This is a genomic window from Streptococcus mitis subsp. hohhotensis (genome assembly GCF_000722775.1).
Classification (GTDB): domain Bacteria; phylum Bacillota; class Bacilli; order Lactobacillales; family Streptococcaceae; genus Streptococcus; species Streptococcus carlssonii.
The window spans coordinates 177694-192474 of sequence record NZ_JPFZ01000009.1 but is presented as its reverse complement, the minus strand read 5'-3'; the positions used below and the strand labels follow the sequence as shown (position 1 = coordinate 192474).

The window sequence follows — 14781 nt, the reverse complement described above, 5'->3', positions numbered from 1 at the left end:
ACTCTATCAAAGAACTCCGCCATCATGTCGGAGTTCTTTTTGTCTTTTCTTTTACCCTTCTCTCTTGCATTTTCTCTCTTTTTTTGCCAAAATAGAGGGGTAGAAAGAAGGTAGCATATGTCTAAATTACAACAAATCGTAACATATCTTGAATCAGAAAAACTAGACGTCGCTGTCGTATCTGACCCCGTCACAATCAATTACCTCACTGGCTTTTACAGTGATCCCCATGAACGCCAGATGTTCCTTTTTGTCCTAGCGGATCAGGAACCCCTCCTCTTTGTCCCAGCCCTTGAAGTGGAGCGTGCTACTAGCACTGTTTCCTTCCCAGTTGTGGGCTATGTGGATTCTGAAAATCCATGGCAAAAAATGAAACATGCTCTTCCACAACTTGACTTCAAACGTGTCGCTGTTGAGTTTGACAATCTCATCTTGACAAAATATCATGGTTTAAAAACCGTTTTTGAAACTGCTGAGTTTGAAAATCTCACACCTCATATCCAACGCATGCGCCTCATCAAATCAGCTGACGAAGTGCAAAAAATGATGGTTGCAGGTCTCTATGCGGACAAGGCTGTTAAAGTGGGGTTTGACAATATTTCTCTTGATAAGACTGAGACAGATATCATCGCCCAAATCGACTTTGCCATGAAACGTGAAGGCTATGAAATGAGTTTTGATACCATGGTCTTGACTGGTGATAATGCTGCAAATCCACACGGTATTCCAGCAGCTAATAAGGTTGAAAATGATGCTCTTCTCCTCTTTGACCTCGGTGTTCTGGTCAACGGCTATGCTTCAGATATGACTCGTACAGTCGCTGTTGGTAAACCAGACCAATTCAAGAAAGATATTTATAACTTGACTCTTGAAGCCCAACAAGCTGCTCTTGACTTTATCAAACCAGGTGTGACTGCCCATGAAGTGGACCGCGCTGCCCGTGAGGTCATCGAAAAAGCTGGTTACGGTGAATACTTCAACCACCGTCTCGGTCACGGTATCGGTATGGATGTCCATGAATTCCCATCTATCATGGAAGGAAACGACATGGTCATCGAAGAAGGCATGTGCTTCTCTGTTGAACCAGGTATCTATATCCCTGGTAAAGTTGGTGTCCGTATTGAAGACTGCGGTGTTGTTACCAAGGATGGCTTTGACCTCTTTACAAGTACCAGCAAAGACTTGCTTTATTTTGATTAATATTCATCTAATACTCAATGAAAATCAAAGTGCAAACTAGGAAGCTAGCCGCAGGTTGCTCAAAACACTGTTTTGAGGTTGCATATAAGACTGATGAAGTCAGCTCAAAACACTGTTTTGAGGTTGTGGATAGAACTGACGAAGTCAGTAACCATATCTATGGCAAGGCGACGTTGACGCGGTTTGAAGAGATTTTCGAAGAGTATAAAATCTTCCCACAATAAAACGCATAGTATTGAACACCTGATACTATGCGTTTTTCTTATTTGAAAGACTTTTGACTCAGCCTCTTTACTTAATCTTCTTGATACTTTGACTAAGGATAAATCCTACAATCATCCCTACCATATTTTGCATGAAATTTGGTAGGATTTCTGGTAGAGCTGCTGCCCAGCCATTCATCAAAGTTGAACCCAAGGCGTAGCCCCCTACCATGGCAATCGTTGCTAAGATAAGCCCTAACCACTGAGTTTTTCCTTTAAATCCTGCGAAAAATCCCTGCAAGCCATGGTTGATCAAGCTAAAGAACATCCACTGAGGATAGCCTGATAAGAGGTCAATCAAGAAACCTGCTAATCCTCCGACTACCGCTCCTTCACGACTACCAAAGTAGAAGGCCGCAAAGAAGACACCCGCATCTAAAAGAGTTAAAATGCCTGTCGGTGTCGGAATTTTTAAGAAATAGCCTAGAACCACAGAGAGGGTGGTTAATAGGGATACAAGGGCGATTTTAGTTGTTTTGGTTTGCTTCATATTGTCTTACTCCATACTGATCTGCTTGTGCAATGGCACGGTAAACGAAAGCCTTAGAGCTTTCTACTGCTGGTAAAAGTTCATCACCTTTGACTAGGTGACTGGCAATGCTAGAGGCAAAGGTACAACCTGCACCAGCATTTTGCCCTTGAATGACGGGATTTTCTAGGACTGTAAAGGTTTGTCCGTCATAAAAGACATCCATAGCCTTGTCCTGACTAAGGCGATTGCCTCCCTTGATAATGACTGCTGGCGCTCCTAAGTCATGCAATTTCTGTGCTGCAGTTTTCATATCTTCAAGGGTTTTAATCTCTTGATCTGCTAGTAATTCTGCTTCAGGAAGATTAGGCGTAATTACACTAACATGAGGGAAAAAGCGAATCAACTCTTGGCAGAGTTCACTAACTGCTACGTCGTGCGTTTCCTTGCATACCAAGACAGGATCCAGAACCACAGGCACTCCTGGGCGTTTCTTGATAAAGTCCAATGCCTTCTCAGCCACACTGACAGTTGGTAAAAGACCAATCTTAATCCCTGCAAATTCCACATCACGCAAGCTATCTAATTCATGTTGAAAAATGGTATCGTCAGTTGGAAAGACTTCAAATCCTTTTTCTGTCAAGGCTGTCAAACAAGTCACTGCTACAAAGCCATGCAAGCCGTTCAAGGTATAAGTAGCCAAATCAGCTGACAAACCACCACCACTAAAAATATCATTTCCAGAAAGTGCTAAAATACGATTATTCTTCATAACGAATCTCCTTTAAATATAAACCATTTGGTGCTGCAGTGGGACCTGCAAGTTGCCTGTCCTTTTTCTCCAAAATCAAGTCAATCTGCTCTACTGGCATTCGATTATTTCCGATTTTGAGCAGTGTCCCCACCATATTACGAATCTGCTTATACAAGAAACCATTTCCTGAAAAGGTAAAGGTCAAAAATTGGCCTGTCTCATCAACCCTAAGACTAGCTTCTGTAATAGTACGAACCTTATCTTCTACACTAGTCCCAGAGGCTGTAAAGCCAGTGAAATCATGGGTTCCTTCTAGCTTTTTGATTGCAATCTGCATGCGTTCCACATCGAGTGGGTAGGGAAAGTGAGTGGCATAGTGACGGCGCATAGGGTCCTTGGGACGGCCCCTATCCACGATAAACTCATAGGTCTTGCTATGCTTGGCATAACGACAATGAAAATCATCTGACACAAGCTCAATTGAAATCACATCAATATCTTCAGAGGACTGGGTGTCAAGAGCAAAGCGAAGTTTCTCCTCATTCATTTGATAAGGCAGGTCAAAATGAATCACCTGTCCCAGGGCATGAACCCCACTATCTGTCCTACCAGCACCGTGAACAGTAATACCTTGCCCCTTATTTAACCTGGTCAAGGTTTTTTCAATTTCTTCCTGAACGCTACGCGCATGGGGCTGGCGCTGAAAACCAGCAAAGGCATAACCATCGTAGGAAATAGTTGCTTTATATCTCGTCATAACTTCTATTTTATCAAGAAATTAATCTGTAGACAAGGTTCTAAAATAAATATTGTCTGGGTACAAAAAACTCAAAAGAAAAACCTAGGAAACCAATCCTAAGCTCTCTTTTGGAGTAGGTACATGACAAAGACAGAGGTTACAATCAACCAAGATCCTAAGATAGCAAAGACCAACATCCCATTGTGAGTTAGTAAGCCAATTGCACCTAGAACAAATGGGGTCGTAAAGGCTCCGAAACTACAGCCTAATACAGCAAATGAAGTTGCTTGATTGAGGAGTTTAGCTGGAATTCTTTCAGAGACAAGTTGAAAAACTGTCGTCAAGGCTACACTGTAGGCAAAACCAGCAAGAATGCTTCCTGCCACCACCATCCACAAAGATGGAGACAGGGCAATCACAATTTGCCCTAAGCCAAAGGTAATACCAGACCAGAGGAGCAGTTTCTCTTTAAAGATAGAAATCAAGAAAGAGAAACTCACACCAGCCACAATCCCGATTAACTGCATGACACTAAGAACAAAACTAGATAACTGGGCATCTCCAAGTCCTCTTTCCACCATCAAACTTGGAATACGAATAGTAATAGCCGTATTGGTACAAACTACAACTGCTGCTTCAATAGCTAGGATAAAAATCAAGCCTTTCATTTCCCGAGTTAAGCGACTTGCTTCCTTCGCTTTTTTCTTGACTTCTTTCTTTGATTTTCCATAAGGGACAAAGAGCAGATAAAGGGTCAGCACCAAAAATCCAGCACTATAGGCTAAGAAAGTAGCTGTCCAACCAAAGGCCAACAACTGGCCGACTGCCAAGGTAATGAGAGAGGCCCCAACGACCTCTGCAGAACCGCGTAGCCCTAACATCTGAATCCGCGTTTTCCCTTGATAACGCTCACTGATGATAGAAATAGCCTTGGCATTGATCATCCCAACTCCCAAACCAAAAAGAATCCGTGTTCCAAATACAAAAGGATAGGCTTGATACCAAAAGGGTGCTGTTCCACTCAGTGATAAAATCAGCAATCCCAAACTAATTTGTAAGCGCTCAGGAAAGATTTTTTCTAAGAAACCATTTAGTAATAACATAATCATGATTCCAAAGGAAGGCAAGCTCGCCAAGAGCTCAATTTGTTCCTTAGGATAGCCTTGATAATAGTCAAACATGGCTGGCAGGGCACTCGAGATGGAAAAGGATGTAATCAAAACGAGGGAGAGAGCCAAAATACTGGCCCGTTCTAAAAATTGTTTCATGAAATCTCTTTCTATATTTTCTCTTAATCTTCTGTCTCTTTTGATAGTTATCAAACAAGTAAGAAAAGAAGAAGCCTCTTTGGTGTATAGACTCCTTCTTAAACTCGAAAATGAATCCCTTGTGTCTTATACTCAATGAAAATCAAAGAGCAAACTAGGAAGCTAGCCGCAGGCTGTACTTGAGTACGGCAAGGCGAAACTGACGTGGTTTGAATTTGATTTTCGAAGAGTATTAGGATGACTTTCTCTTGATTTGCTTGATAAAGTAGAAGATAAATCCTGCTACCATATAGGCAACAAAGATAATCAGACACCACTTGAACACGACATCCCAACCCTTGTTCACATTCAAAAAGAAGTAAGGGAAGGGACTGACCTTAGAATTAGGAACATCAAGTTTCAGTACCAAACCATTGAAAAGAGCAAAAATCATATACAGCAAGGGTAAAATCGTCCACACAACTGGATCCCAAATCTTGTATTGACCCTGTTTGTCAAAAAAGAGGGTATCCGCTAAAAACCAAAGGGGAACGATATAGTGGCAAAGGAAATTTTCCAGAGTATAGAAATTAGTCGCAATGGGCGCTAAGAGGAAATGGTAAATCACACAGGTAATCATGATACTCATGGTGAGCCCACCTTTTAAGCGCAAGAGACTTGGCCTTTGCCAATTTTCACCTAAACGGCTCATAACCTTTAGGAGATAGAGCGTAAAAATCGCTACTAACAGATTTGACAGAACCGTATAATAGAGTAACATCCCAAATCCACCATGCTTGGCGATTTCAAGATAAACTCCCGTAAAAGCCGCTAGAAACAAGAAGATACGGCTATAAAATACAAGTTTATAGTGTTTTGACATGCTTAAATTTTCTTCACAAACTCTGATTTAAGTTTCATGGCACCAAAGCCATCAATTTTACAGTCGATATTGTGGTCGCCTTCTACGATGCGGATATTCTTCACGCGCGTCCCTTGTTTCAAATCTTTTGGCGCACCTTTTACTTTCAAGTCCTTGATGAGGGTAACAGTATCACCGTCAGCCAATTTATTTCCGTTGGCATCGACAGCAACAAGGCCCTCTTCTACATCTGCAACTTCAGCAGGATTCCACTCATAAGCACACTCTGGGCAAACCAGTAGGGCACCGTCTTCGTAGACATACTCTGAGTTACATTTTGGGCAATTTGGTAGGTTGTTCATGTTTTCTCCTTATCATCATTCACTATTCTTTGAAAATCAAAATTTCTCGAACAGCAACTATTATACCTTAAAATCAGTATTTTGACAAATTTAGAAAAAACCGATATCAATCTATCGGCTTTTCTACATCTACATTCTTTTTTTAGCTTCTGCTTTGATTTTTTCAACTACTTCTTGAATGTTCAAGCCAGTTGTATCAAGGTAGACAGCATCCTCTGCTTGTTTGAGAGGCGAAGTCTCACGATGACTATCCTTGTAGTCACGCGCAGCAATTTCCTCTTTTAGGGTTTCAAGGTCTGTTTCAATTCCCTTGGCAATATTTTCCTTGTAACGGCGCTCTGCTCTCTCATCAACAGAAGCTACTAGGAAAATTTTCAATTCTGCTTGTGGCAATACAACCGTTCCAATATCGCGACCATCCATGACAATCCCACCTTGCTGGGCAATCTCTTGTTGGAGGGAAACTAGTTTCTCACGAACTTCAGGAATTGCTGCAATAGCTGAAACATGATTGGTCACTTCATTTTCACGGATAGGATGGGTAATATCCACATCTCCTACAAAGACAAGCTGTTCTCCAGTTTCTGAGCGCCCAAAACTGATTGGATGCTGGTCAAGAAGTTCCAACAATTGCTCCACTTTTTCAATATCTAATTGATGTTTTAGAGCCATATAGGTCGCCGCACGATACATGGCACCTGTATCTAGGTAAGTATAACCAAAATCCTTGGCAATAATCTTTGCGACTGTGCTCTTACCGCTGGAAGCAGGACCATCAATAGCAATTTGAATTGTTTTCATATCAGCTCCTATTTGATTTTAACAACGTCACCTGGATTAGCAAACCAAGACCCTGTAGCCATATGACTAGGATTTAAGGCTTCTAACTGAGCAATCGAAATCCCAGCGCGAGCGGCAATGGCTGCTTCTCCTTCTCCAGCTAAGACTTTTGTCGTCCCTTCTGGATCTGTAGCTTCCTCCGAGTGTTCAGAAGAAGATTCTGAACTCTGTTCAGGATGGGAACTACTAGAAGATGAAATCTGTACTACATTTGCATCAGAATCATGAAAATCTTTCAAGGCTGCTGTGCGATTACTCCCACCCGATGATAGATAGATGAGAACAATAATCATTACCACCACAATTACAAAGAAAATACTGGCTAGGATCGTCAAGACACGATTGGCCACTACATCTCTACCTTGAGTTCTCTTACGACGTTCTGATCTTGTTTCTTCTTGATTTTCATAAATATCTTCTTGCCACGGTTCTTTTGCCATACCTTACTCCTTGTTTTTTTTTACTTTTCTTATTACAATATAAATATGAAAATCACACTTATACCTGAACGATGCATCGCCTGTGGGCTTTGCCAAACTTATTCTGATTTATTTGATTACCACGATAATGGAATCGTGCGTTTTTACGATGACCCCGACCAACTGGAAAAAGAAATTTCTCCTAGTCAGGATGTCTTAGAGGCTGTTAAAAATTGCCCAACTCGTGCCCTGATTGGAAACCAGGAAGCCTAAATCAATGGCGATAATCCACTCCCTCTAGTTTAGCACATTTCCATGTAAAATTATAGTCTTTTCACTTTATTTTTTTCTGTAAAATAAGGAAGGTCGCTTTTTTCTTTGATAAGATAAAGTGGTCTTTTTTTAGTCTCTAGATAAATCTTACTGATGTACTTGCCGAGAATCCCAATGGTCAAGAGTTGAATGCCTCCAAGAAAGAGAATAACAGCCATCAGAGAGGTCCAACCTGATGTCGGATTGCCCAAAATGAGAGTCCGCACCACAACAAAAAAGGTCATAAGCAGAGAAATAAAACAAGATAGGAGACCAGCCGCAAAGGCGATAATCAAGGGAAAATCTGAAAAGTTAACAATCCCTTCAATGGAGTAAAAAAAGAGTTGCCTAAAACTCCAACTAGTCTTGCCAGCCTGCCTTTTGACATTTGGATAGTCCAGATAGTGGGTTTTAAAGCCGACCCAGGCAAATAGTCCCTTAGAAAAACGATTGGACTCGGTCAAACTTAAAATGGCATCGACTACAGACCTTCTCATCATACGAAAATCACGAACACCTGACGGCAGGGCTACTGGACTAATTTTTTGCATAAGGCGGTAAAAGATATCAGCACAGAAACTACGAAAGAAGGGTTCTCCCTCCCGACTGGTTCTTCGTGTTCCAACACAGTCTAAATCTGCATTCTGGTCTAGTAAGTTTTTCATCTCAAGCAACATACTAGGGGGATCTTGGAGGTCTGCATCCATCACCACCACTAGGTCTCCAGTCGCATGCTGCAAGCCTGCATATAGAGCAGCTTCTTTGCCAAAATTTCGTGAGAAAGAAATATAATGCACTGCCGGATTTTGTTCCCGATAGGCCTTTAAGAGTTTCAAGGTTCCATCACTTGATCCATCATCGACAAAGACATACTCGATTTCTGTTTCCAAATCTGGAAGTAACGCTTCCAAAGCCTGATAAAAAAGAGGAAGTACTTCCTCTTCGTTTAAACAGGGGACAATGATTGATATCACCATCTTAGTCTTCGAATCCATTTGGATGCTTGCTTTGCCAACGCCATGCGTCTTCACACATTTGGGTGATGTCGAGTTCCGCTTCCCAGCCGAGTTCTGCTTTGGCTTTTGCAGGATCTGAATAGCAGGCTGCGATGTCACCTGGGCGACGGTCTACGATACGGTAAGGAATTGGGCGTCCCACTGCTTTTTCCATGTTTTGGATAATTTCAAGAACTGAGTAGCCTTTCCCTGTTCCAAGGTTATAAATGTTTAGACCTGAGCATTTTTGGATTTTTTTCAGAGCTGCAACGTGACCTTTAGCCAAATCGACAACGTGGATATAGTCACGAACACCCGTTCCGTCTTCCGTATCGTAATCATCTCCAAACACTTGCACTTGCTCTAGTTTTCCAACGGCTACTTGAGTCACATATGGCAAGAGGTTGTTTGGAATACCGTTTGGATTTTCTCCCAACTCTCCACTCTCATGCGCTCCGATTGGGTTAAAGTAACGAAGCAAGACTACATTCCATTCTGAGTCTGCTTTGTAAATATCCGTCAAAATTTCCTCTAGCATAAGCTTAGTGCGACCATATGGATTAGTCACTGAAAGTGGGAAATCTTCCAAGATTGGCACTGTATGAGGATCTCCATAAACTGTCGCAGAAGAACTGAAAATGATATTTTTACAGTTGTTTTCTTCCATGACTTTCAAAAGGCTAACAGTTCCTGCGATATTGTTGTCATAATAGGCAAGAGGGATACGGGTAGATTCTCCAACAGCCTTCAAACCAGCAAAGTGAATGACCCCTGTTGGTTCTTCTTGTGTGAAAATGTCTCTGAGGGTGTCTGTATCACGGATATCCGCCTCATAAAAAGGCACTTCAACTCCTGTAATTCTTTCAACAACTTCTAAACTTTTTCGATTGCTGTTAACAAGGTTATCCACCACAACAACCTGATGACCTGCTTGGATTAACTCAATAACTGTGTGGGTTCCGATAAAACCTGCTCCACCCGTTACCAAAATCTTTTCTTGCATCATCTTTTCTTGCATCTTCTTTCCTCGATTCTCAGATTTTTTCTTATTTTACCATTTTTGATAGGGAATGTCATTTACAATCCTAGGGGGTAGGATAAAATTTCAGTAAAATGCTTATACTCTTCGAAAATCTCTTCAAACAACGTCAGCTTCGCCTTGCCATGGGTATGGTTACTGACTTCGTCAGTTCTATCCACAACCTCAAAGCAGTGCTTTGAGCAGCCCGCGGCTAGTTTCCTAGTTTGCTCTTTGATTTTCATTGAGTATTATTCGCTTTTTACTCGTTTGACATAGTTTTCAATTGGGTAGTTTAGAGGGTCTAAGGTCATTTCCCTGCTTTGTACCAGTTGTGCTAGGTGGTAACCAATGATAGGACCAGTTGTGAGGCCTGATGAACCTAGTCCACTGGCTGCATAGACACCTGCCAATTCTGGCACCTGCCCAAAGAAAGGTGAGAAATCACTGGTATAGGCACGGATTCCCGCACGCTCACCAGCTCTGGTAGCTTCTACTAAACTAGGATAGCAAGGCAGGGCTGCCTCCTCCATTTGTTGGAGTAAGGTTTCATCTACCGTCAAATCAAATCCCATGTCATTTTCATGGGTAGCACCTAGGGATAATTTCCCACCTGCAAAAGGAATCAAATCCCACTCCCCTTCTGGCATAACAACAGGGGAATCTTCCATGTCTTGGGCAAGTTGATAATCTCGGAGTTGCCCTTTTTGAGGACGAACATCTACTTCATAACCTAAAGGCTCTAACAGGTGTCCCAACCAAGCTCCCGTCGCCAAAATAACCTGATCAAACACCTCTTTGTCAATCTGGTAACCTGATGCTAAAGGTGTCAGAGTCACTTTTTCTTTGACCAGCTTGACCTGACTGGCTTCTAGCAAACGAGTCACTAATAGTTGACCATCTACTCTCGCTCCACCAGAAGCATAGAGCAAGCGATCAAATCCCTGCAAGCCAGAGAATAATTCATTAGCTGATGCTTGGTCTAGAATGGCTAACTGGCCTATCAAGGGAGATTCTTCTCTGCGCTCTAAGGCTAGTTGATAGAGTTCTTCCAACTTGGATTCATCCTTTTTCAGGAGAAAGACTCCCGAACGCTGATAAAAGTCGATTTCTTGTCCTGACTTTTCTAAATCAGCCAACAAATCCACATAAAAGTCAGCCCCCAAGCGCGCCATCTTGTACCAGGCCTTATTACGGCGTTTGGAAAACCAAGGGCTGATAATTCCTGCTGCGGCCTTGGTAGCCTGACCTTGTCCATGGTCAAAGACGGTCACCTCTAGGTCACTTTCTTGCGAGAGGTAGTAGGCAGCTGTTGCACCTACAATCCCTGCTCCGATAATGGCAACTTTTTTCATTGTTTTCACTTTCTAACTAGATATGGTGGAAAGGATTGGTCGATGCTTGACTAGGTAAAATCTCTAGTTCCCAGCCTTTTTCCTCTTTCCATTGATTAAGGAGTGCTGCGATTTTTTCCACAAAAAGCACTTCAATATAGTGACCTGGGTCCAATGCTAGCAAGCCATCAGACAGCATATCCTGGGCAGTGTGGTAGTAAATGTCACCAGTGATATAGACATCAGCTCCCTTAGCTAAAGCATCCTTATAGAAAGACTGCCCGCTACCACCACAGATGGCCACTCTTGAAATAGACTTCTGCAAATCACTCTCTTGATAATGCACCAATCGAAGACTATCTAATCCAAAGACTTGCTTGACATGTTGGGCGAAATCCCCAAAATTCTGAGGCTGAACATTCCCAATACGTCCAATTCCACGTTCAGGACCTGTCTCCTGTAGATAAGTCGTCTCCTCAATGCCTAGCATCTGACAGAACCAGTCATTGAGACCATTTTCAACGATATCAATATTGGTATGGCTGACATAAACTGCGATGTCATGCTTGATGAGGTCGATGTAAATCTGATTTTGTGGACGACTAGATACCAAGTCCTTGATGGGGCGGAAAATTGGCGCGTGCTTGACAATAATCAAGTCTACACCCTTTTCAATGGCTTCAGCCACCGTTTCTTCACGAATATCGAGAGCCACCATGACCCTTTGGATTTCCTTGTCCAAAGTGCCAATTTGCAGACCACGACTGTCTCCCTCCATGGAAAATTCCTGAGGGCAAAAGGCTTCATACACGTTAATTACTTCACTTGCTAGCATGGAGAACCTCCTTGATGGCTTGAATTTTATCTACTAGAACTTGACGTTCCTCCAGATTTTTTTCTGGAATTTGTCCGAGGGCAAACTCTAGCTTCTCAGCTTCTTTTTGCCATTTTTGTACAAAAAACGGACTGAGCTCTTTGGACAAGAAGGGACCAAAGCGAACATCACTGGCTGATAGCTTCATTTGTCCCGTTCCCACAACTAGAATTTCATAAAACTTGCCAGCTTCTTCTAGGATGCTTTCTGCTACAATCTGAAAACCATTGTCTTGTAACCAGATACGCAAGTCGTCTTCACGATTATTGGGCTGGAGAATCAAACGTTCTACATTAGCTAGCTTGTCCAAGCCTTCTTCTAAAATCCTAGCAATCAAACGGCCGCCCATACCTGCAATGGTAATGACAGACACTTGGTCTGCCTCTTCAAAGGCTGCCAAGCCATTTGCTAAACGGACTTGAATTTTCTCCTTTAACCCGTGACTTTCAACATTTTTGACTGCAGATTGGTAAGGACCTTCCACCACCTCACCCGCAATAGCACTTTTGATTTGGCCTCTTTCGACCAACTCGATAGGCAGATAAGCATGGTCACTCCCCACATCTAGTAAAATGGCTCCCTGTGGCACAAAGGAAGCCACTAACTCTAATCTCTTTGAAATCATCTTCTCTCTCTTTCCAAAACTCTATTACCTCTTATTATACCACATTTCAGCTAGCAATCTTGCACCTAAAAAAACCGCAATCCACAGATTGCAGTCTTTCTTTATTTTCTGGCTTGATAGCGACTTGTCAGGATGAAAATTACGGTAAAGACCAACATCATGACACCATAAACAGGTAATGTTTGTCCTGTTAAGGTTGAAATTTCAAGTAGTTTTTGGATTCTTGGGAAGAGAGCTGTGGCTAGGAAGCCTCCTACTGACCAAACAATCAAGAGGACACGCCATAGGGTAAATGGCATGCAGGCTCTAAATACGGATAAGAAACCAATTGATCCCAAGAGATAATAGAGTAGAGTTGAGATTTCTAACTCAGACCAACCTTGGCTACTTCCAAATATTTTCACAAAGAGTACGCTGAACACGATCATCAGTGCACTTGGTAGAGCACGAAGCATGGATCTTCTGAGGAAATTTGGCTCAACAGGTTTGATATTTCTCTCAAAAGTCAGAACGAATGGTGGGAAACCTTCCACAAACTGGTCAATCATGGTAATCTGAATTGGAATAAAGGGGAAAATCAAGATCCATTCAGACCGTCCCAGAAGAGCACTGGCAATACAGATGACTGCGAGCAAGAATGAATAGATGGTCTTTATCAAGAAAATCGGGGCTATATGGGCAATGTTATTGACCACGCGACGACCTTCAAAGAGAATCTCAGGAACATCATTGAAGTCAGAGTTCAAGAGAACCAGATTGGCAATCTGACGAGTCGCAGGATCTCCCTCAGCCATTACGATAGAACAATCCGCCTCACGAAGAGCCAAGATATCATTAACCCCGTCCCCTGTCATAGCCGTTGTATGACCCGCTTTTTTCAGCGTTTGGATGATGAGTTTCTTTTGATGAGGGGAAACACGTCCGAAAATAGCTGTCTCCTCAGCCATAGCAACCAATTCCTCATCCGTAATTTTTGAGCAATCTACATAGCTGTGGTAGTCCGCAAAACCAGCCTTCTGAGCAATGCTGGATACCGTAACTGGATTGTCACCAGAGATAATCTTGAGCCCCACTTCCTGAGAACGGAGATAGTCCAGCGTCTCAGCTGCTCCTTCTCGTATCGGGTCCAAGATTTCTAGCAAGGCTAGAGCCTGAATATCAGATGGTTTCTGTGGTTTGTGATGGTCTAATTTCTCCTGACTGAGAGCTAAGACCAAGACACGTGACCCTCTCTCCAAGGCCTCCCTGGCTTCTGGGGCTTCAGAGTCCAGCAACATCTCAGGCGCACCTAAGAAAACTGTCCCCAAACCTTCCAATTCCATAGCTCCCCACTTGCGGTCGCTGGAGAAGGGAAGATTAGAGAGCATAGGATAGGCTACTTGGCCTTGGAATCGCTGGCGAATAGCTTGGGCAGTTGGATTTTTATCCTCACTGTGGGCCATGTAGCTGGCCAAAATGCTGGCAATAGTCTCTTCACCATAAGTTGCCGTCAGTGGAAGAACAGCCTCCACCTGCATCTTTCCTTGGGTGATGGTGCCCGTCTTGTCCAAACAGAGCATATCCACGCGTGCCAAGGTCTCAACAGAGTACATCTCCTGTACCAAGACCTTTTTCAATCCTAGCTTAATCACCGCAGTCAAGAGCGAAGTAATGGTCAAAAGGGCAATTCCCTTGGGCAACATTCCCAGAAGGGCTGTCGACGAATTTACAACGGACGACTTGAGAGGCAGGCCTTTTAAAAGCAAGGCTTCCAGCAAGAGAGCCAGACCAAAAGGAATGATAATTTTTCCAGTAAAACCTGCTAACTTGTCCAGCGATTTCATGATACGAGAGTTGATTGGTTTAACGGTCTTGGCTTCCAGCATGAGTTTGGCAGCATAGTTGTCTGCACCGACATGATGGACACGAGCTAAAACTGATCCACTAGCCAAGAAACTCCCTGACAAAAGCAAGGTATCAACTTCCTTTTGCACCAAATCACTTTCCCCCGTCAACATGGCTTCATTGACTTCCGCAAAACCTTCCAGAACCAGGGCATCACTGGGAATCTGCTCTCCAGCAGACAAACGAATGACATCTCCCAACACCAATTCTTCTGGATTCAGAGTCACTTCTTGGCCATCACGAATGGTTTTGACCTTTTCCTTGGTCATGAGATTGAGCTTGTCCACCATGTGTTTAGCCCGCAGCTCGGTCACAATTCCAGAAAAAGCGTTAAAGCAGATAACAGCAAAAAAGACCAAATTGCTCCAAGCCTGCACAAAGGCAAGGGCCAAAGCAATGGCAAAGTTCAAAGCGTTAAAAAGAGTAAAGACATTTCGTTTAACGATTTGCCAAGTGCTGGTACTGGCCGAAGCAGTAAAATCATTGACCAAGCCCTTAGCCTGTCTTTCCTTGACTTCTATTTGGGTTAATCCCATAATCTTATTTTTATCCATAAATTCTATCATACCATTTTTTCTAAAAGA

18 protein-coding genes are annotated in these 14781 nt (G+C 42.8%); 3 read left to right on the top strand and 15 right to left on the bottom strand.

From position 1 onward, the window contains the following. The first annotated feature begins 117 nt into the window (after positions 1-117). Both SK608_RS03685 and SK608_RS10620 read left to right on the top strand, forming a co-directional pair. The gene (locus SK608_RS03685; protein WP_000040938.1) at positions 118-1200 is read left to right on the top strand and encodes a M24 family metallopeptidase; all 1083 of its coding nucleotides are present in this window, start codon (positions 118-120) and stop codon (positions 1198-1200) included. A gap of 17 nt (positions 1201-1217) precedes the next feature. Further along, positions 1218-1424 (top strand): hypothetical protein, encoded by a 207-nt coding sequence (locus tag SK608_RS10620; RefSeq protein ID WP_033630669.1) that lies wholly within the window; start codon positions 1218-1220, stop codon positions 1422-1424. A gap of 67 nt (positions 1425-1491) precedes the next feature. Here the strand turns inward: SK608_RS10620 and SK608_RS03680 are convergent, their stop codons facing one another. From SK608_RS03680 to SK608_RS03645, 8 genes are all read right to left on the bottom strand, one after another. Then, a complete protein-coding gene (locus SK608_RS03680) occupies positions 1492-1953 on the bottom strand; it encodes an ECF transporter S component (protein WP_000814999.1) in 462 nt (153 codons plus the stop codon). Next, positions 1931-2704 (bottom strand): bifunctional hydroxymethylpyrimidine kinase/phosphomethylpyrimidine kinase, encoded by a 774-nt coding sequence (locus SK608_RS03675; protein ID WP_000794758.1) that lies wholly within the window; start codon positions 2702-2704, stop codon positions 1931-1933. Before SK608_RS03675 ends, SK608_RS03680 begins: the two co-directional genes overlap by 23 nt. Then, complete coding sequence (gene truA, locus SK608_RS03670; protein ID WP_000199193.1) at positions 2694-3443, bottom strand: tRNA pseudouridine(38-40) synthase TruA; 750 nt, start codon at positions 3441-3443, stop codon at positions 2694-2696. The genes SK608_RS03675 and truA overlap by 11 nt, the downstream gene beginning before the upstream one ends. Positions 3444-3541: 98 nt before the next feature. Further along, entirely contained in the window at positions 3542-4693 is a 1152-nt protein-coding gene (locus SK608_RS03665; RefSeq protein ID WP_033676684.1) for an MFS transporter, read from the bottom strand. Positions 4694-4925: 232 nt separating this feature from the next. Then, on the bottom strand, positions 4926-5555 hold the full coding sequence (locus tag SK608_RS03660) for a Pr6Pr family membrane protein (RefSeq protein WP_033676681.1): 630 nt from the start codon (positions 5553-5555) through the stop codon (positions 4926-4928). Positions 5556-5557: 2 nt separating this feature from the next. Next, positions 5558-5896, bottom strand: a complete 339-nt coding sequence (locus SK608_RS03655; RefSeq protein ID WP_001061597.1) for a zinc ribbon domain-containing protein YjdM — start codon at positions 5894-5896, stop codon at positions 5558-5560. A 129-nt stretch (positions 5897-6025) separates the two neighbouring features. Further along, positions 6026-6697, bottom strand: coding sequence for a (d)CMP kinase (cmk, locus tag SK608_RS03650; protein ID WP_033676678.1), 672 nt, complete (start codon positions 6695-6697; stop codon positions 6026-6028). Between the two features lie 8 nt (positions 6698-6705). Continuing rightward, positions 6706-7176, bottom strand: coding sequence for an SAG1386/EF1546 family surface-associated protein (locus SK608_RS03645; RefSeq protein WP_033676676.1), 471 nt, complete (start codon positions 7174-7176; stop codon positions 6706-6708). 45 nt (positions 7177-7221) lie between these two features. On the opposite strand from SK608_RS03645, the gene SK608_RS10615 reads away from it, so the two are divergent. After that, positions 7222-7428: a ferredoxin gene (locus tag SK608_RS10615; RefSeq protein ID WP_000705155.1), complete on the top strand. Its 207-nt coding sequence runs from the start codon at positions 7222-7224 to the stop codon at positions 7426-7428. A gap of 50 nt (positions 7429-7478) precedes the next feature. Here the strand turns inward: SK608_RS10615 and SK608_RS03640 are convergent, their stop codons facing one another. From SK608_RS03640 to SK608_RS03610, 7 genes are all read right to left on the bottom strand, one after another. Then, a complete protein-coding gene (locus SK608_RS03640; RefSeq protein WP_033676674.1) occupies positions 7479-8444 on the bottom strand; it encodes a glycosyltransferase family 2 protein in 966 nt (321 codons plus the stop codon). Position 8445: 1 nt separating this feature from the next. Next, the gene (gene galE / locus SK608_RS03635; RefSeq protein WP_033677755.1) at positions 8446-9465 is read right to left on the bottom strand and encodes a UDP-glucose 4-epimerase GalE; all 1020 of its coding nucleotides are present in this window, start codon (positions 9463-9465) and stop codon (positions 8446-8448) included. 74 nt (positions 9466-9539) lie between these two features. Beyond that, the gene (locus tag SK608_RS11640) at positions 9540-9725 is read right to left on the bottom strand and encodes a hypothetical protein (protein WP_033676671.1); all 186 of its coding nucleotides are present in this window, start codon (positions 9723-9725) and stop codon (positions 9540-9542) included. A gap of 6 nt (positions 9726-9731) precedes the next feature. Further along, positions 9732-10835, bottom strand: coding sequence for an NAD(P)/FAD-dependent oxidoreductase (locus tag SK608_RS03625; RefSeq protein ID WP_033676669.1), 1104 nt, complete (start codon positions 10833-10835; stop codon positions 9732-9734). A gap of 16 nt (positions 10836-10851) precedes the next feature. Continuing rightward, positions 10852-11649 carry a Nif3-like dinuclear metal center hexameric protein gene (locus tag SK608_RS03620; protein ID WP_033676667.1) on the bottom strand — a complete coding sequence of 266 codons (798 nt, stop codon included), beginning with the start codon at positions 11647-11649 and terminating at the stop codon, positions 10852-10854. Then, positions 11636-12313 carry a tRNA (adenine(22)-N(1))-methyltransferase gene (locus SK608_RS03615; RefSeq protein ID WP_033676665.1) on the bottom strand — a complete coding sequence of 226 codons (678 nt, stop codon included), beginning with the start codon at positions 12311-12313 and terminating at the stop codon, positions 11636-11638. Before SK608_RS03615 ends, SK608_RS03620 begins: the two co-directional genes overlap by 14 nt. Positions 12314-12414: 101 nt before the next feature. Continuing rightward, positions 12415-14751, bottom strand: a complete 2337-nt coding sequence (locus SK608_RS03610; protein ID WP_033677754.1) for a cation-translocating P-type ATPase — start codon at positions 14749-14751, stop codon at positions 12415-12417. Positions 14752-14781 lie beyond the last annotated feature (30 nt).